This is a genomic window from Niallia oryzisoli (genome assembly GCF_036670025.1).
GTDB lineage: Bacteria > Bacillota > Bacilli > Bacillales > Cytobacillaceae > Bacillus_BD > Bacillus_BD oryzisoli.
Genome location: NZ_CP137640.1, coordinates 197,909 through 215,048, shown reverse-complemented (window position 1 = coordinate 215,048; position 17,140 = coordinate 197,909). Strand labels below are relative to the sequence as shown.

20 protein-coding genes are annotated in these 17,140 nt (G+C 38.9%); 2 read left to right on the top strand and 18 right to left on the bottom strand.

Annotated features, from left to right (window positions below):
- Nucleotides 1-343: 343 nt before the first annotated feature.
- The 14 genes from R4Z09_RS01165 to R4Z09_RS01100 all read right to left on the bottom strand — a co-directional run bounded on the left by R4Z09_RS01165 (nucleotide 344) and on the right by R4Z09_RS01100 (nucleotide 12,911).
- Nucleotides 344-562: a helix-turn-helix domain-containing protein gene (locus R4Z09_RS01165; RefSeq protein WP_064551977.1), complete on the bottom strand. Its 219-nt coding sequence runs from the start codon at nucleotides 560-562 to the stop codon at nucleotides 344-346.
- Between the two features lie 10 nt (nucleotides 563-572).
- Nucleotides 573-962 carry a DUF2975 domain-containing protein gene (locus R4Z09_RS01160; protein ID WP_338450597.1) on the bottom strand — a complete coding sequence of 130 codons (390 nt, stop codon included), beginning with the start codon at nucleotides 960-962 and terminating at the stop codon, nucleotides 573-575.
- A gap of 514 nt (nucleotides 963-1,476) precedes the next feature.
- A complete protein-coding gene (locus tag R4Z09_RS01155; protein ID WP_338450596.1) occupies nucleotides 1,477-1,782 on the bottom strand; it encodes a hypothetical protein in 306 nt (101 codons plus the stop codon).
- A gap of 270 nt (nucleotides 1,783-2,052) precedes the next feature.
- Entirely contained in the window at nucleotides 2,053-3,870 is a 1,818-nt protein-coding gene (ftsH, locus tag R4Z09_RS01150; protein ID WP_338450595.1) for an ATP-dependent zinc metalloprotease FtsH, read from the bottom strand.
- Between the two features lie 65 nt (nucleotides 3,871-3,935).
- Complete coding sequence (locus tag R4Z09_RS01145; protein WP_338450594.1) at nucleotides 3,936-4,346, bottom strand: Spx/MgsR family RNA polymerase-binding regulatory protein; 411 nt, start codon at nucleotides 4,344-4,346, stop codon at nucleotides 3,936-3,938.
- A 63-nt stretch (nucleotides 4,347-4,409) separates the two neighbouring features.
- Nucleotides 4,410-5,027 (bottom strand): TetR/AcrR family transcriptional regulator, encoded by a 618-nt coding sequence (locus R4Z09_RS01140; RefSeq protein WP_338450593.1) that lies wholly within the window; start codon nucleotides 5,025-5,027, stop codon nucleotides 4,410-4,412.
- 716 nt (nucleotides 5,028-5,743) lie between these two features.
- Nucleotides 5,744-6,265: a general stress protein gene (locus R4Z09_RS01135; RefSeq protein ID WP_338450592.1), complete on the bottom strand. Its 522-nt coding sequence runs from the start codon at nucleotides 6,263-6,265 to the stop codon at nucleotides 5,744-5,746.
- Nucleotides 6,266-6,347: 82 nt separating this feature from the next.
- The gene (locus R4Z09_RS01130; RefSeq protein WP_338450591.1) at nucleotides 6,348-6,707 is read right to left on the bottom strand and encodes a hypothetical protein; all 360 of its coding nucleotides are present in this window, start codon (nucleotides 6,705-6,707) and stop codon (nucleotides 6,348-6,350) included.
- 184 nt (nucleotides 6,708-6,891) lie between these two features.
- A complete protein-coding gene (locus R4Z09_RS01125) occupies nucleotides 6,892-8,619 on the bottom strand; it encodes a glycine betaine ABC transporter substrate-binding protein (RefSeq protein ID WP_338450590.1) in 1,728 nt (575 codons plus the stop codon).
- On the bottom strand, nucleotides 8,616-9,842 hold the full coding sequence (locus R4Z09_RS01120) for a glycine betaine/L-proline ABC transporter ATP-binding protein (RefSeq protein WP_338450589.1): 1,227 nt from the start codon (nucleotides 9,840-9,842) through the stop codon (nucleotides 8,616-8,618). Before R4Z09_RS01120 ends, R4Z09_RS01125 begins: the two co-directional genes overlap by 4 nt.
- Before the next feature lie 651 nt (nucleotides 9,843-10,493).
- Complete coding sequence (locus R4Z09_RS01115; protein ID WP_338450588.1) at nucleotides 10,494-10,952, bottom strand: hypothetical protein; 459 nt, start codon at nucleotides 10,950-10,952, stop codon at nucleotides 10,494-10,496.
- A complete protein-coding gene (locus R4Z09_RS01110; RefSeq protein WP_338450587.1) occupies nucleotides 10,949-11,485 on the bottom strand; it encodes a hypothetical protein in 537 nt (178 codons plus the stop codon). Before R4Z09_RS01110 ends, R4Z09_RS01115 begins: the two co-directional genes overlap by 4 nt.
- A gap of 47 nt (nucleotides 11,486-11,532) precedes the next feature.
- Nucleotides 11,533-11,820, bottom strand: coding sequence for a hypothetical protein (locus tag R4Z09_RS01105; RefSeq protein WP_338450586.1), 288 nt, complete (start codon nucleotides 11,818-11,820; stop codon nucleotides 11,533-11,535).
- Between the two features lie 119 nt (nucleotides 11,821-11,939).
- On the bottom strand, nucleotides 11,940-12,911 hold the full coding sequence (locus R4Z09_RS01100) for a D-glycerate dehydrogenase (RefSeq protein ID WP_338450585.1): 972 nt from the start codon (nucleotides 12,909-12,911) through the stop codon (nucleotides 11,940-11,942).
- Nucleotides 12,912-13,212: 301 nt separating this feature from the next.
- On the opposite strand from R4Z09_RS01100, the gene modA reads away from it, so the two are divergent.
- Both modA and modB read left to right on the top strand, forming a co-directional pair.
- A complete protein-coding gene (gene modA, locus R4Z09_RS01095; RefSeq protein ID WP_338450584.1) occupies nucleotides 13,213-14,016 on the top strand; it encodes a molybdate ABC transporter substrate-binding protein in 804 nt (267 codons plus the stop codon).
- Nucleotides 13,997-14,677, top strand: a complete 681-nt coding sequence (gene modB / locus R4Z09_RS01090) for a molybdate ABC transporter permease subunit (RefSeq protein WP_338450583.1) — start codon at nucleotides 13,997-13,999, stop codon at nucleotides 14,675-14,677. The genes modA and modB overlap by 20 nt, the downstream gene beginning before the upstream one ends.
- 895 nt (nucleotides 14,678-15,572) lie before the next feature.
- Here modB and R4Z09_RS01085 read toward each other — a convergent pair.
- The 4 genes from R4Z09_RS01085 to R4Z09_RS01070 are packed head-to-tail and all read right to left on the bottom strand — an operon-like array spanning nucleotide 15,573 to nucleotide 17,075.
- Nucleotides 15,573-15,809, bottom strand: a complete 237-nt coding sequence (locus R4Z09_RS01085; protein ID WP_338450582.1) for a hypothetical protein — start codon at nucleotides 15,807-15,809, stop codon at nucleotides 15,573-15,575.
- Nucleotides 15,806-16,354: an FAD:protein FMN transferase gene (locus R4Z09_RS01080; RefSeq protein ID WP_338450581.1), complete on the bottom strand. Its 549-nt coding sequence runs from the start codon at nucleotides 16,352-16,354 to the stop codon at nucleotides 15,806-15,808. Before R4Z09_RS01080 ends, R4Z09_RS01085 begins: the two co-directional genes overlap by 4 nt.
- A 2-nt stretch (nucleotides 16,355-16,356) precedes the next feature.
- Nucleotides 16,357-16,695, bottom strand: a complete 339-nt coding sequence (locus R4Z09_RS01075) for an FAD:protein FMN transferase (protein WP_338453172.1) — start codon at nucleotides 16,693-16,695, stop codon at nucleotides 16,357-16,359.
- Nucleotides 16,695-17,075, bottom strand: a complete 381-nt coding sequence (locus tag R4Z09_RS01070) for a hypothetical protein (protein ID WP_338450580.1) — start codon at nucleotides 17,073-17,075, stop codon at nucleotides 16,695-16,697. The genes R4Z09_RS01075 and R4Z09_RS01070 overlap by 1 nt, the downstream gene beginning before the upstream one ends.
- Nucleotides 17,076-17,140: the final 65 nt, after the last annotated feature.

The window sequence follows — 17,140 nt, the reverse complement described above, 5'->3', positions numbered from 1 at the left end:
CCTACAGTAAATTTAGACTACTTTAGTTAGGACAAAAGTTAAAAAAAGCAACTAAAATAGCACTAAATTCAACAAAAAATATCAATAGAAATAACAAAAATGAGTAACGAATCAACAGACATTTTGGTAATATAATTAACAACAAAAGGAGCCTAGACAAAATTCTAACGGGCTCCCTTTCGAGGTGCAAACATTGCGCAAATCACATCATATTATTTGTCACTAATATCAATACAATTCTCAGAGTAAATTACATCAATAAACGCAAAGAAGGGATATCAATTAAGCTAACCCTTAAATTCTCTATCGACTCCCGTTAATTAAATAAATTTATTGTCTGTTTTTATTGAGTGTCTTCGTCGCTTTTGTACTCCAAAATATCACCTGGCTGACAATCCAAAGCCTTACATATCGCTTCTAATGTTGAAAAACGAACCGCTTTTGCTTTCCCATTTTTCAGAATGGAAAGATTCGCCATAGTAATTCCAACCCTCTCCGAAAGCTCCGTTACGCTCATTTTTCGTTTTGCTAACATCACATCAATATTAATAATAATTGCCATATCATCCACCTCAGACCGTCAAATCATTTTCTGATTTTATGTTAATCGCTTCTTGTAGAAGCCGTTGGAGGATAGCAGCAAAAACGGCGATAACCAACGAAGCAAAAATGATGATGAGTCCCATTAATCCAATAGGAGGGTCAACTTTCTTCGCTATTAAATGAAAGAGTGGCAAACCTAATACATACAAACCACTGATTGTAATCGCACAGCACTTTATGTTCTTTAACGCCCTTACAGATGATTCGGAGAACGCTGTGTTCTCGTCAATGTACCGTAAAAGATTGAAAGCCTGATAGAGAGCAAAGTAAAAAGGCACAGCCGCTCCATACATCACGATGAAAACGAGATATTTCATTGCGGCAATATTTGGATACAATTTTGCTGCGAAATTCGCCATATGGGGCACTAAAAATATACATAAAGCAAGCACTGCAATTCCAGCCAGAAAAATAATTACATAATTACCTTCAAGAAAGTGGTTGAACCTCGTTTAACTTTCATATTAAGCACCTCACTTATTTAATGACAATATGAATTTAACACATTGTTTATCGATTTACAATAAATTATTATTGATTATTATTACATTATTATTGTTATTTAAATACCCTTTTAATTTTAACAAAAATAAAAAGCATTTCTCATTACAAAGAAATGCTCTTACTTTAAAATGTAAAATTTACAACTTGTTCAACAAAACTTCTAAATAGTTTCTTCTGCGAATTTCTAAAAACATTTTGTAGAATGATTATTGTACAGTGCTAATTTTATGTTAAAACAAGTTGGATTTTTATTAATAAATTTAGAAAATGGCTTTATATCACTAAAAAACACCTACTCACAATTTACGAATAGGTGTGATTTTATATGTGATTTGCTTATTTTGTCCCCCTAAAGAGAACCCCCTGTTTTTAATGGTTACATCTTCGTTTTCTATTTAAAATAAACAAACTCCCTCCGAGTGTGAGCACTGAAATAAATTTGCTTACCAAGAGTAAATAGGAGGTGGTTTGAGAATCAATCGTTATATACGGCAGCGCTACCAGAAAGTAAACGACAACAAGCCCGAATATCAAAATGATATAGGCGTGGTCAAAAGCCCTATTGATGATCTCCTGTCCTTTCTCATCCTCTCTGTTTCTAAGAATAGTTACCGCATAGGCTAAAACTAAAATGATAAAATAACCTATAGCAACGACGACAACCTCGAGGTTCATGTTTATGACATCTCCCTTTTGTTATTCTAATCGCACTATGTGAATATATAATAAAGAAGTCTGTTGCAAAAGAACATACATTCCTAATGTGACAGACCCCACCAATATGTATAATAATTTTGCATAAAAGAACCATTGAAATTGTATCTATATCTAGAGTAACATACTTTCCAACATTTCCTCTAGCAATATACCTTTTCCTACTTGTTTCATTCTAATTATGTGTAGAATATTAATTCAGGGCGGCCATGTTAGGCTGCCCCGTGCTTTCTACTTTGCATTTAAGATATTCATGAATTCTTCACCTGTGATGGTTTCTTTTTCAACTAAGTATTTCGTTAATTCGTGTAAGTGAGCTTTGTTTTCTTCTAATATTTGAATGGCCTTTTGATGACAGTTTTTTATGATATTTAGGACGACATCGTCAATTCTTGAGGCCGTTTCACCTGAGACGATTAGCGATGTATCTCCGCCTAAATACTGGTTATTGACTGTTTCTAACGCCATCATATCAAATTCCTCTGACATCCCAAACCTTGTCACCATGGCCCTTGCAATTTTAGTTGCTTGTTCAATATCATTGGAAGCCCCGGACGTTATTGTTTGAAAAATCACTTCTTCAGCAGCACGGCCACCCATATACGTTGTGATTTTATCTAACGCCTGTTCCTTTGACATAAGAATCTGCTCAGCCTCATCGACCTGCATAGTATAGCCTAGAGCACCTGAGGTTCGTGGAATAATCGTGATTTTATGAACAGGAGCAGAATGACTTTGTTTGGCAGCCACTAATGCATGTCCAATCTCATGATAAGCAATTGTTAATTTATCTTTCATCGAGATGACCGCATTCTTTCTTTGATACCCGGCAATGACCACCTCTACCGATTCCTCTAGATCGCTTTGTGAAACTAGATTTCTCCCCATTCTTACAGCCCTTAAGGCACCTTCATTAATAATATTGGCTAAATCGGCACCAGAGGCTCCTGATGTTGCCCTTGCAATAACATTAAAATCGATTCCATCCTCAAGCTTTACATCTTTGGCATGTACCTTTAGAATCGCTTCGCGGCCCTTTAAGTCCGGTAATTCGACAGGGACTCTGCGGTCGAACCGACCTGGTCTTAGCAAAGCTTTATCAAGTGTTTCCGGTCTATTACTTGCCGCTAAAATGACAACCCCTTTATCGGCATCAAAACCATCCATTTCCGTTAAAAGCTGATTTAATGTTTGTTCCCTTTCATCATTCCCACCCATAGGCCCGGAATTTCTGCTTTTTCCAATCGCATCAATTTCATCAATAAAAACAATACATGGTGCCTTTTCCTGCGCCTGTTTGAATAAGTCCCTTACCCTGGCTGCACCCATTCCAACAAACATTTCAACAAACTCCGATCCCGAGATCGAGAAGAAAGGTACTTTTGATTCACCCGCTACTGCTTTCGCTAATAACGTTTTACCGGTTCCTGGAGGACCTACTAGCAGCGCACCTTTTGGAATGTTCGCTCCAATGTCGCGGTATTTATTAGGATTATGCAGATAGTCAACGATTTCCTGCAAAGCTTCTTTTGCCTCATCCTGTCCTGCTACATCCTCAAACGTAATACCCGTCTGTGCTTCCACAAAAACTTTGGCCTTACTTTTTCCAAAGGAAAGGGCATTCCCTCCCCCAAGCTTATTCTGCATTCTTTTAAAAAACCATTGCCCAATCGCAATAAAGATAAGCAAAGGGAGGATCCATGACAAAATAAAGCCCAGAATAGGAGAAGTTTCCCTTGGAATAACTTTTGTAAACTTAACATCCGCTTTATATAAGCGATCGACTAGTTTAGGGTCTTCGATCGTTCCTGTTTTGTATAGCTGGCCACCCTCACCTTCATTGGATTTAAAGACAATGTAGTTGTTTTCAATTTCAACCTCATCTACTTTCCCATTATCAACCATATCTAAAAAGGAGCCATAATCAACTTCTTTAACCGATTGTCCAAAGATAGCGGGAAAAATAAAAGAATTTAACAGCAAGATAACGATAATGATTATTGCATAGTAAAATACGATCGGCTTTTTGGGTGATTTAACTTCCTTCATATCGCTTCCTCCGCATTCTTGATAGCCTTAGTCTAAATCAAGCTGTAAATCACTTTCCCAGTGGCCTAGCCTTTAGCTAGGTTTAGATTATTTATTTGCCAATTTAGCCACTGTGTTTTACGTGTTTGCCTTGGAAGAAACTGACGAATCTCATCCTTATGAAAGCCGGCTTGAAGTCTCTTTTCATCGAAAATAATGGGACTTCTAAGTAATCTTGGGTGCCCATGAATGAATTCAAGCAGTTCCTGCAAGGAAAGTTCCTCCAAATCTAAGTTCAAATCTTTATATGCCTTTGACCTTGTCGCAATAATCCCTTCTGTACCGTCCAGTGATAGACGAAGAATACCTTGGAGCTCACTAACCGTCAGCGGTTCTTTTAAAATATTCCGTTCTTCAAAAGGGATTCCGTTCTTTTCTAACCACTGTCTTGTTTTCTTTGTTGAACTACATTCAAGTCCATATACCTTTACAGTCATTTACCATTCTCCTTCTAGTTAAGATTTCTAATATTGCCTCTGCATATGTATGATGGGCAATGTTCATTCTGATTTGTAAATCCCACGCTTAATTAAATCCATCCGACTCGTGAATTGTTTCATTGCCTCTTCATCGGACAGCTCCTTCGATAGCTTTTCAATAAAATTGTGAAAGGCGACTGCCGAGATGATTTGCAAGATATGACTTAATTCTTTCTCTTCTTTAATATTTAACCGCTGCATATTAACTGCCTCTAAAATTTCTGTGAAATAATCGTTATCCTGTGACGCATGAAACATATTGGTAAAGGAATTTTCAACCTTGTGTGTTGCATATAGCATGGCATTCTTTAAAAAATTTCGTTCCTCCTCATCCGGGATCATAACAAGAAAGCGATGGTACAATTCTATAATTGCCCCAATAATATCACCGTTATGTTCTCTCAATAAGGTAATCAAATGCACTTTGTTTTCCTTTAACTTCTCATCCAATAAGTAGAAATAAAGATCCTCTTTATCTTCAAAATATTGATAGAAGCTGCCTCTTGGAATACCAGCCATTTTTACAATATTGGCAATGGACGCTTCATATAGCGGGGATTTAGCAAATTCCTTTTCTGCTGCTTCAATTAAGGTTTTTCTTTTAGACTCCGCTAGATTAAAGAACGTTAGTTTCGGCACGATTCATCCTCCAAGTCATTATGAATACATGACACCATGTCACTTTTATGTTTTTATATTATATGACAGTGTGTCATTTGTCAATAATTTTGTGACAGCTTGTCATGTTGAGGAAGCATGGGGACGGTTCTTCTGCTTCCTTTTCCATAGTATTGCCGTAAAACTTCATTTTTTTAATTACGTCCATTCACTTCTAACATATATGCCAAAACTAGTTTTCACATCCTATCCTTCCGCTATCATATATAATTTAAGTAGATACAACTTAATAATGTCGGTGTGACGGAAGCAAGAGAACCGTCCCCCCGCTTCCAATAAAGGAGTTGTGAAGCTATGGAGATCAATTGGGCACTGGTGGCACAAATTTTGGTGCTTCAGATTATTTTGATGGTTTCTGCGTTAGTGAGCTGTTGGATCACAGGCATCAGCAGTTCTCTTAGAAGGTGGGCTATTGGAGAACGGATGGCTTGTTATTGGGACAACGATTGGGTTATCTGTGATATTGATTGTTGTCGCTTCGTAGAATTTCAGACGGTTTGAGCAATTTTAAAAGCAGCGGGAGTACTCCTGCTGCTTTCTTAAACAAATGTTTGATTGAATTAGGAAGAAAAACTATCTCCCTGCTGCAAATATTTATCCATTGCATTAATATTTGTATGGTGCTTGTCTTTCATTTCTTTAAGAGATTCCATAGAAAGCTCCTTTATTATGAAAACTTATTTTTTTAAGTGCATAAAATCTCTATTTAGTGAAGACTTTTTTAGTCTTTTTGTCTTTCTTAGATACTCGATGTCTGAACGATTATCATAGGAAAGCTGGATATGAAAATAGTTTATATACTCTAAAATGGCAAAAATGTAAATAAAGCATGATAGGGAAAGTCCCCCGATCGGTAAAGTGGGACTCCATCTCATGAAGTCTGCCACAAAAGCAACGGACGTAAGACTAATCAGGCCGATATTCCACTTTTTTAATTTCCAGAGAAGCTGAACGACATTCATAGGAGTAACAGATATTTTCTCCCTTTTTAACCGGCGCCATTTTGAATACCAGTAAAAACTCCCCTGAATCAGTAGAAATTCCAATAATAAAAAGGAAGCCCAAAAGGAAAGAAGCGAATATAAATGCAACTCCGGATAAGCTCTGTTCACCATAATACTTACAAAGATAAACATAACCACCGCTGATAACTCACCAGAATATAAAAAAGAAAATCTTTTCTCTAATGCCTGTCTCACACCCATCCTCCTTAATGGACTCATGCACTTTCACTTGGATTCACATAAGGAATATATTGTTCCAGTTCCTTCTGAAAGTCCTCTAATCTACTAAATTCCTAAGGTTAATCTTTACCTCGCCGCCATCCTTTTTAACCAGGCATATATAATTGGATAATCCCATCCACATGAAATAATAGCCTTTAACAAGAGCAAGCTCGACTTTTCTTCTTTTTGAAATAAGATAACCATTCTCCACCACAAAAATAGTGCTTGGCTTAATCATATTGATACAAGAGCGTATGAAGATTGGAAAAAAGGAAAGCGCAAGAATTCCGGCACCAACGAGTTCAAATTCCAATTCCATTATTCCGTATGGAATCCCAATGACTGCGACTAATACAAATAAAAGTGAAGCCATAAGCTTAATTACTAACTTTCTTCTGTTAGATTTAACGATCATTGTTTCATCACTTTACCAGCCATAACATCACCTGGAATTTTTTCATTATATTGATTTGTCAATCTCTTTTTATTCTATCATAACTTCATTTTCCGTCTATAAACTTAATTGCAACAAAAAACCCGAAAAGCCACTTAAAAAGTGTCTTATTCGGGTTTTTATGTTAATTACCATACTAAGATGATTATTTTAAGTCTTCAATTGAATCAATATCGACATACTCCGGTACAACCAATCCATTTTTTGTTCCTTGTAGATTTGGTCCTAAATCAACCAGATCTTCTTTATACGTATTATAGTATTCTACATGGGTACTCGGAAGCCATGCACTCACCATGCCATCAGCACTGCCGTTAGCTATACCTGCAAACATCGGTCCTACTTCTACCTGGTTCAAGGTTACATCATAGCCCTGCTGCTCAAGTACCTTACTAATGACATTGGTACTTGCTATTTCACTATCCCAGGCCACATAAACAAGATTAATGCTTTCACCATTACCTGCTTGGGCGCCTTTCGTCCATTCTGCCACCTTATCCGGATTGGCCTCAATCCATTTTTCAGCGGCTTCCTCTGCACTCATTCCGTTTTCTATATCGACCATGACATCTTCCATATCACCTGTTTCCCAGAAGAATTGATCAAGGATCGTATAGGCACCAGGTAATTCCTGTTCAAGACCTTTTCTTACAAGTGTATTTATATCTTCTGAACCGCCGAATACCCCTTTTGGATCATCAAGATATTTTAAATCAAAGGAAGAGAACTTCCAGTGCGGCGACCAACCTGTAACAATGATCGGTTCCTTAGCAGCATAGGCCTTCTTCAATTCTGCCACCATTGCAGCTGAAGAACCTTCTACAAGCTGCCAGTCATCTAAATGATAGTCTTTAATGGCAGTATTTGTCTGAGACATAATTCCTGCTCCTGGTTCAATTCCGATAATTTTATAATCGGTTTGTTTACCAATACCGTTAGCATTCCCACCTATTTCTTCTTTTTCTGGAATGGCCATCACAGCAACTCCGACAATAATAAGTGCTGCTAAAGCAGAGAAAATCACCTTCGGCTTCACGATATGCTTATAGGCTGGATTACGTAAGTTTTGCGTAATACGATCAAGAATAATAGCAATAATAACAATTGATAAGCCAGCTTCAAAACCGGTCCCAACATCAATCTTACTGACCGCTCGGTACACATCGGCTCCAAGTCCCGGTGCACCAACTAACGAAGCTGTTACAACCATCGATAACGCAAGCATAATACTTTGGTTAATCCCAGCCATAATCGTTGGCATCGCCAAAGGAATTTGAACCTTAAATAATTTTTGACTCTTACTAGAACCGAAGGCATTAGCCGCCTCAACTAAATCTTTCGGTACTTCCTGAATTCCCAAATTCGTCATTCGAATCGTTGGAGCAATCGCAAAAATAAAGGAAGCAATAATTCCGGGTACGACACCAATTCCAAAGAATAATATAGATGGAATCAAATAAACAAAAGCAGGCATTGTCTGCATGAAATCTAAAATCGGGGTCACGATATTTCGTACCGTTTTTCTTTGAGCACACCATATTCCAATCGGAATCCCAATAATAATTGTCAGTAATCCTGATAATAAAACTATGGCAAGGGTTTGAATACTAGAATCCCAATATCCTAGATTTTCAATTAAAAGTAAACTTATGAGTGTAAAAATTCCTAACGGCCATCTGCTCGTATAGGCTACTAAAAGAGTTAAAACTATAATTAACACAATCGGGGGGCCGACACTTAATAGATCTACAATTATATTTAACAGACCCTCAATTGTGGTTGTTAAAAAGGCAAAGAAGACAGCGAAATGAATCGTTACCCAGTCAACAAACACATCGATCCAGTCCCCTAACGGGATTTTCGGTATATTCATGACATCATCACTTCACTTTCCAGGTCTTCCAAGTCGTTCAAGGAATCTTTATTTCCCGCTAAAGCACCAATAACAGCTCCGCGAATGACAATTCCTTTTAATCTCTTTTCTGTATCGACGACGGACATTGGCAAACTAGACGTTGCGATCGTCTCCATCAAGTCTGTCAGCAAGGTATCCTCTGAAACGGTCGGAATATCCGTTATCATCACTTCTGAAATTGTTACATTTTGATCGATTGCTGCTCGCGCTTGCTCAGCTGTAAGCGCACCAAGCAACCTTTGTTTTCGGTCCACTACAAAAATGCTGGAATATCCTTGCTTCCGCATAATTTCGAGCGCCACCCTCGGACCGCGGTCGACACTTATTTTTTCTGCACGCTTCATCACATGAGAAGCCGTTAACACTTTTGATAAATCCACATCTTCCACGAATTTCTCTACGAACTCATTGGCGGGGTTCATTAAAATTTGTTCCGGTGTTCCCAGTTGGATGATACTTCCATCCTTCATTAACGCAATTCGATCTCCGATCCGCAATGCTTCGTCTAAATCATGCGTGATGAAAATAATCGTTTTCTTCAGCTGCTCTTGAATTTCCATTAATTCATCCTGCATATCTTTTCGAATTAACGGATCCAAAGCACTGAACGCTTCATCCATCAAAATAATATCTGTATCACTGGCAAGAGCACGGGCTAATCCGACCCTTTGCTGCATCCCGCCGCTCAATTGCGAAGGCAGTTGGTGTTCATAACCTTTTAACCCAACCACTTCTAAGGCCTGCATCGCTTTTTCCCGGCGCTCAGCCGCAGGAACCTTCTGGATTTCAAGGCCGTATTCCGTGTTCTCAACGATCGTCTTGTGCGGGAATAAGGCAAAATTCTGGAATACCATGCTGATTTTCTTTTGCCGAACTTCCCTAAGTCTTGAATCGTTCATCTTTACAATATCTTCATTACTGATCAAAATTTCTCCCATTGTTGGATCAATCAGCCGGTTAAACATCCGGATTAACGTTGATTTTCCGCTTCCGGATAACCCCATAATGACAAAAATCTCACCCTCGTAAATAGTAAAGGAAACTTTATTTACCCCCACCGTCTGTCCAGTCACCTTTAAAATTTCTTTCTTTGACTTTCCTTGCTTTAATAACTCAATTGCTGCTTTAGGATTGGAACCAAAAATCTTAGAGACATTTCTGACCTCTACATATGGTTTCATTAAGTCACCTCATTCGTTTCACCGTTATACCATATTCAACATGTGAAAGATCCTTCTGCTTCTTTTTCGAGATCCAACTTTTATACTAAAAAGTCATGAATATAATGCTATATTAAGAGAATTTCTAAAAGGAAATAGAGACTTCGTTCAGATCTCCAAGAACAAGCAAGAGTACGTCTTTCTAATAATGCTAATCACTAGAACACATAAAAAATTCGCCAAAGCGATACCTTACTTAAAACAGAATTCTGATTATACAGATGTGTAAAGTGGGATATAGGAGTAGAATAATACCGGAGCATTTAATAAGTACAGCAGTCAAAATACGATATAACGGTTATAATTTTTTTACTTCCTGAGCCTGTTTATATCCCGACAAAACTCCGAAAGTCTATATTAACCGTAACAAAGAATGAATATAAATTCAAATGATATACAAACAATTTCAAAATGCGATAGGCGGCAATCCCTTTCATACCAAGGGATATGCTAAATTTATTTTTTTTATTTTTTTGTCGTTTCATGCATATTTTCATACAATTTCAGCCAATAAATATTGTGATTTTCTACAGCTCTAAAACAAAAAAAACAGAGTAAATTCACAATCTGAATCACTCTGTTTTTTTTTTGCTTTTATAAAATTTTCTTTTCTTATCCCAGCAATGAAATAAGGGAAAACCCAATAAGAGAAACAATTAACAAATGCGGTCCCATTACGCGGAATGCTTCCTTACTAGAAATGCCGGAGAAACGGCTCACCATAAGATTTAAACCGGAGAAAGGACTTAATGCTGTTGAACAGGCCCAAGTCAGCAGAAGAACCATAGCGAGAGCCATATTGCTCATTCCCAACTCCGCTGCATTTAATTGCATCGCTAACACACCAACTGCCGCAATTTGGTGAACTCCTACATAGGTTATCCCAAGAACAATCACCATTATAGCCAAAGCAAATAAGAAAAATGACTGATGGGCTAATCTCGCTAAGAAACCACTAACACCGTTCATCAACGTGGTGTCTTTCATTGCAAATGCGAGCATCCCCGCACTCATGAACAGCATAATTTCATTATTCATCAGCGGCACCGACCGATCGCGAAAATCAATCAACAGCACTGGATTCGCTTCCAGTCAGCTGAAACGAATCCATATAACAGTGGAATGACTAGGGAAACTAGGCAAACAACAACAATCATCGACCAGCCTGTCAGAATTTCGATGACCAGGCATGTCCCCATCAGCACGATAACAAATAGCACTAACTTGATTAGCTGATTCCGGTCCTCCCTTCCCAATGGTTCCATGGAAACCGGTCCTGCAGTAACCGGATTCCGTCTCTCCCCTATCGCAAACAAAATGCTCCCGACAGCCATTGATAACAGTGAAAGTCCAATTCCATAAACGACATAATCTTTATATGGAATTTTTAGATACTGTAAAACTAACGATACTGAAGCAAAGTAAGGTGACCACATCACGGCGGTAGTAAAGCCGACTACATAACTCTTTGCTGACATAGCCTTTGGAAGTTTAAGATCCTCTAGAAAATCGTGAATAATTCTGACTGCACCTAAACTTAAAATTGGACTTAATAGAAAAAGGGTTCCTGTAATTCCTGAATATAGCTGCTTAGGACGATTCAATAAATTGTTCAGCAGCCGTGAAACTGACTCAAAAAAGCCCCCAAGCTTCAAGGGAATCGAAATAGCGGTGCCAGAGTGATTAAACTAAGCAAGGGCAAAATAAGGAAAATTCCCTCGCTGATTCCTTCAACCCCTGTCCCCTTGCTCCATTCCAACACAATACCAATCCCCATCATTGACAGACCGATTAGCCGCGGAAACCGGTCCGCCTTTGCTGTGCTTCCAAAGAACGAAAGCAAAGATAGCAGCACCACTACAAACTGCAGCCATTGGACATCAACAAAATATTGAACCAAAAATAAAATGCACATCCCTAAAATGAGATAGCTCCGCATGCTGTATCGCTCCCATTTGAATTAGAGAGCCAAGGGTCGTCTCTATCTTCAACAGAATGTATGATGTATCCCTTTTAAAAAATTAACAAGGTTCTTTTTGCAAAAGTAAATCACCAAAATTAATAATTTACTTCCTCGTTCACACACTTTGGCAAGCTCTGTTTCTTCAGTCCTGCCAGCAGATTTTCCGCCGTCAACTCGGACATTTTCCTTCTTGTTTCCACTGTCGCACTGCCAATATGAGGTGTGATCAACACATTTGTCAGCTTTATCAGTTGATGGTCTGGTGTAATTGGCTCCGGCACCGTCACATCTAAGGCCGCATAAGCAATCTCTTGATTCACAAGCGCATGATAAAGCGCTTCTGTATCCACGATCGCCCCTCGTGCTGCGTTTACAAAGTAGGCGGTCGGCTTCATTTTCTTAAACTCCGCTTTGCCAAAACGGTTGCGAGTTTCATCCGATAGCGGTGCAAGAACGACAATAAAATCCGATTGCGTTAAAAGGTGTTCAAAGCCTACATAGGATGCGCCTGTCTCGGCATCGTCATGCCGCTGTTTTCGGTTGTGATAAATGACTTTCATCCCTGATGCCTGTGCCCTTCTCACCACAGCCTTACCAATACTACCCATTCCGAAAATACCGACCGTTTTCCCATACAAGTCAACACCAAACGGCAAATTACTTCCAACAGCCCATTTTCCTTGCTGCACAAAATCCCATCCTTCATGGATTCGCCGGGCCGAAGATAATAGGAGCCCAAATGTCAGATCTGCAGTCGCCTCAACCAGCACTTCAGGAGTGTTCCCGAACGGAATCGAACGCTTTGTGCAATCCTCAATGTTGATATTGTCATAGCCAACCGAGGATTGAGCAATCACCCGGAGCCTTGGGGCATGTGCCAGCAGCTCTTCATTCACCTGAATATCGCCTCGGCTGATGAGTCCTTCCGCATCCTGCAGCCAATCGTAAAGCAACGGATCAGGAATCCGCTCCGCTTTGTCCCAAACCTTTATTTCACATGTCCCCTCCAGTTTCTCAAGTGCCGAGGGAAACAATTTTCCAATTACAACTACATTAAACTTACTCATGGCCATTTTCCTTTCTTCATTGAATAGTTCTGTTCTGAAAGTTCTAGTCCGCCCACAAAGTTTATTATTTATCATAAGGGAATTTTAACATTCCCTTTTAAACGTTTATTTTTATACATTCATTGTAGGCGGTTAATATTAGTTTTCCATTAGACAATTGACAGAACTATTTATTGTTTTTTTGTTCAAGTTTACAATAAAGATTCTATTGCAATCACTATCTAATCCAAGACCATCAAATTAAATTATATTATAATTAAAAGATATAAATAGTAATAAATGAATAGGACGGGGTGGAAACATGCAAAAACGGTTTACATTCTTCAGTATTCTCTTCTTTTTACTTCTGTTTGCAGCAGCGTGTTCGAATAACGAGAGTACAGACCAATCTTCACCAGCATCTAAAACCAGGGAAAATGTTGAATTAACCATTTCAGCAGCAGCTAGTTTAAAAGATGCACTGGATTCGATTCAAAATACATATCAAGAAGAACATCCCGAAGTACGCCTGAAATTCAACTTTGGGGCTTCTGGGTCTTTGCAGCAGCAAATCTCACAAGGCGCACCTGTTGATCTATTTTTCTCAGCAGCAGAAGATAAGTTTGATTTATTGGTAGAGGCAGGAAATATTGCAAAAGAGGACGGATTGGACCTTCTTGGAAATGAACTCGTATTAGTTGTCCCAAAAGAGGAACAATCGATTAAACATTTCGAGGATCTTACAAAAACAGAGATAGGTAAAATTTCAATCGGAACTCCTGAAACAGTGCCTGCGGGAAAATACGCAAAAGAGTCTCTTGAAAAGATGGATATATGGAAGGATGTTGCGTCAAAAGTAGTTTATGCAAAGGATGTTCGTCAAGTATTATCCTATGTGGAGACTGGTAATGTTGACGCTGGAATTGTGTACAAAACAGATGCATTGGTTTCAGATAAAGTAGAAATTGTTTCAGCTGCCGATCCTGCCACACACACGCCTATTATTTATCCAGTTGGGATTATAAAGGACTCAAAACATTACGAGGCAGCAAAAGAATTTTATAATTATTTACAGAGTGACGATACATTAAAGGTATTTGAGAAATATGGATTTACTACTAAATAAAGATTTCATGCAAGATTTTTTGAGTCCAATTTGGTTGTCAATCAAAATAGCTACGATTTCAGGTGTTATAGTTATTTTCCTTGGAACATTGATAGGACGAATATTTGCGAGAAGAACCTTTAAAGGGAAAGCTATTTTGGAAACCATTCTCATGCTTCCGATGGTTCTCCCTCCTACCGTTGTTGGATTTTTCCTTATTGTCATATTTGGAAGAAATAGCCTAGCTGGACAGGCTATTGAATGGCTTTTTAAGCAGCCTATCATTTTCACTTGGTGGGCAGCTGTCATTGCTTCAATCGTTGTCGCCTTTCCACTTATGTATCAGTCCGCGAAATCAGGATTTCAAGGTGTAAACCTTGAGATTGAGGAAGCAGCCAGAATAGATGGAGCGAATGAATGGAGAGTTTTCTTATTTATTTCTATCCCTCTGGCTTCAAAGGCCCTTATTTCTGGAAGTATATTAAGCTTTGCACGGGCATTGGGTGAATTTGGCGCAACCTTGATGTTCGCAGGTAACATTCCTGGAGAAACACAGACGATTCCTACAGCGATTTATATTGCATTTGATTCTGGTAATTTACTAATGGCATGGATGTGGGTCATTTCAATTGTCATTCTTTCCTTTATCATGCTGCTGACTGTCCGGGGAAAAGAAGAATAAGATCATAAAAGCCTAAACCCTTTGAGTAAGTAATTCCGATAATGTGGAGAAAATGTAAAAAAACATTCTAAATCACAGCAAAAAAGCAAACAAAAACGCATGGATACAGTAAAACTCCATGCGTTTTTGTTTGCTTTTTTATGGACATTGAGTACGTTATTATCATAAATAACGCTGTTTTGGAGAGTCTTCGGACACTGAGTATGTTATTTGCTAATAAATGCGAAAAAATAATAACCTTTCAGATAAATAACGGAATGTACGTCCGGCAAAAATGTAAAATTACAATTACTGTTGCAAATAACGGAACATGTGTCCTATTAAATATACACATAATATTACAATTTCGCATACAACATAATTAACATAGTAAAAAACATTACTTTTAACGTTCCAATATACAAGATGACAATAGTTATTGTCACTATGTTATTTGGTGTGTTTTTTGCTATATTTTTTAGTACGCTAAAGTTCGATATTCATTAATATAACAAGGATTGTAGGCTCTATATCACTTGCGATTTAGCCTGACATTAATATGATTTTTATAGGTTTCTCCACAAAAGCTGTACTACTTACCCTTTAAGTTTTAGGCTTTTATTTAAGATTGGTACCGTTCTTTTTTCCTACTGATTATTCTTGTTACCATATACAAAGTGGATACTAGAACTGCAAGGAAGCTGCCCCAATAGAGTCCCTGGGCCCAGACTGTTCCAGAATCAGTTCCAATATTGACACTGTGGAACCATGCTAGGAACCAGACGGGAAAAACAAGATAATGGGCCTTTTTCCAGGCTGATCTTCCAACTGCTTTCATGAAATCTGAAGTGACCACTACCAAAATAAGCAGATAGGCTGCAATTGTTCCAATGCCTGTCAGGAAACGATGGTTTCCCTACATAAATGGAATCAAAACAGAAGTCAGGGAATAGGGTTCATACTTGTCAAAAAAGAGCAGGAATGCATGAACGGCAATTCCAAGCAGCGCAACCTGTCCAATGATTTGATGGAATTCAAGCATCGGAGCCTTCTTCCGCGGAATATGCCGGTAAATTCCAGCTAATACAGACAAGGTCAGCAGCAGGTATGCTGCAAGCCCAGTAATCCTGACTAAAAACCAAATCCAATTCATACAGCTACCTCCAAATCAGAATATAATTTTGAATTTCCTCCAACAGCCATCTGGCTGTTATCAAAATAGACAAAGTAGGCAAAGTTCGAAAACTGTTTTGTTACTAGGGCCGTTGCTTCCTCAAAAGGAAGAATGCAAAATACTTTTGAGATCGTTTCAGCCTCCATCACCGTCCTGGCAATCGCGGATGCCTGCAGCACTCCATTATCAGCAACGTCGCCGGTCCGCCCATCAACAATATGGTGATACTTCCTCCCGTTTGAACTCCATTTCCGGAAGTTTTTCCCGGAAGTCGCAAGTGAGAGATCTTCTATATAAAATCTCATCATATCCTTGCCTTGAAGCAAAGGATGTTCTATCCCCACTCGGTGTCTGCCAATCGCATACAAATCTCCACCTGCATTGACTAACGCATTCTTGACATTCTCCTTAACGAACAGTTCTATGGTCTTGTCGACAATGTACCCTTTGCCAAATCCGCCGAAATCAAACGAGAAGTCACGTTTCTTAATGATCCACTGGCTTGCTATCTGTTCAATTGGCACCTCTAAAACATGGCTGGCTGAAGACTTTCCATTTCCGGCGAAAAGCCCAGTGAAAACGAGTTAATATAGCCGATTGACTTCATTACATCGCCGATAAAAGGGTGGACGGCATAATTCACCTTTCGCGAGAGCAAGAGGGATTTCTCCAGTAGGTCGGCCAAGTTTTCTTCCAAATATACGGGAATGTCGAGAGGACTGCGATTCAAATCAGCCAGAGGATTGTCCGGCAAAAATCTGCTGGCTGTCTGTTCAAACTGAAGGAAAAGATGCCGTACCTTTTCCTGCAACGGAGCTTCGATCCCCAATAGCTTGATTGTCGAGTTCATTGCTGTAAATTCCATCAATGGGAAGACCCCGAACTTCCTGCTCCCTGTTCAAACCCGCCGGATGGTGCCTGAAAAAACTGGTCCTGACTACTCTCTGAGTCCTGGTTAAACTGGTCTTGGCTGCTCTCTGAGTCCTGGCTATACTCCCCCTGGTCTCCCCTCTGGCCATGTTCGTGGAAAAAGTGCTCACCATGGTCAGTTCCCAATCCATTTGATTCATTCGATTCATTTGAATCTGGGATATCTGAAAAATTGTCCTGCACCGATTCATCTGAATTGGCGGCAACTGTATTATTGTCAGCCACTTTTTCTGTGTTGCCGGCAATAAGCCCTGCAAACGTCAGCAAAGAGGCGGTAGTAACAGAAATACCAGACCATTTAACTTTTTTGTTCATTTTTCTTACTCCCTTCCTCGTTTCTGATCTCCATTATGTTGAACAAACCTTAAACCAACCTTAAA

Excerpts from the sequence above, each read along its gene's own strand:
- R4Z09_RS01130 (WP_338450591.1), bottom strand. The coding sequence starts at position 6,707 with ATGATCGTTAAATCTAACAGAAGAAAGTTAGTAATTAAGCTTATGGCT.
- R4Z09_RS01165 (WP_064551977.1), bottom strand. The coding sequence starts at position 562 with ATGGCAATTATTATTAATATTGATGTGATGTTAGCAAAACGAAAAATG.
- R4Z09_RS01070 (WP_338450580.1), bottom strand. The coding sequence starts at position 17,075 with ATGAACAAAAAAGTTAAATGGTCTGGTATTTCTGTTACTACCGCCTCT.
- R4Z09_RS01125 (WP_338450590.1), bottom strand. The coding sequence starts at position 8,619 with ATGAATATACCGAAAATCCCGTTAGGGGACTGGATCGATGTGTTTGTT.
- modB (WP_338450583.1), top strand. The coding sequence starts at position 13,997 with ATGGATTTACTACTAAATAAAGATTTCATGCAAGATTTTTTGAGTCCA.
- R4Z09_RS01100 (WP_338450585.1), bottom strand. The coding sequence starts at position 12,911 with ATGAGTAAGTTTAATGTAGTTGTAATTGGAAAATTGTTTCCCTCGGCA.
- R4Z09_RS01145 (WP_338450594.1), bottom strand. The coding sequence starts at position 4,346 with ATGACTGTAAAGGTATATGGACTTGAATGTAGTTCAACAAAGAAAACA.
- modA (WP_338450584.1), top strand. The coding sequence starts at position 13,213 with ATGCAAAAACGGTTTACATTCTTCAGTATTCTCTTCTTTTTACTTCTG.
- R4Z09_RS01120 (WP_338450589.1), bottom strand. The coding sequence starts at position 9,842 with ATGAAACCATATGTAGAGGTCAGAAATGTCTCTAAGATTTTTGGTTCC.
- R4Z09_RS01160 (WP_338450597.1), bottom strand. The coding sequence starts at position 962 with ATGGCGAATTTCGCAGCAAAATTGTATCCAAATATTGCCGCAATGAAA.
- R4Z09_RS01105 (WP_338450586.1), bottom strand. The coding sequence starts at position 11,820 with ATGCGGAGCTATCTCATTTTAGGGATGTGCATTTTATTTTTGGTTCAA.
- R4Z09_RS01075 (WP_338453172.1), bottom strand. The coding sequence starts at position 16,695 with ATGGAATTTACAGCAATGAACTCGACAATCAAGCTATTGGGGATCGAA.
- R4Z09_RS01085 (WP_338450582.1), bottom strand. The coding sequence starts at position 15,809 with ATGAATTGGATTTGGTTTTTAGTCAGGATTACTGGGCTTGCAGCATAC.
- ftsH (WP_338450595.1), bottom strand. The coding sequence starts at position 3,870 with ATGAAGGAAGTTAAATCACCCAAAAAGCCGATCGTATTTTACTATGCA.
- R4Z09_RS01155 (WP_338450596.1), bottom strand. The coding sequence starts at position 1,782 with ATGAACCTCGAGGTTGTCGTCGTTGCTATAGGTTATTTTATCATTTTA.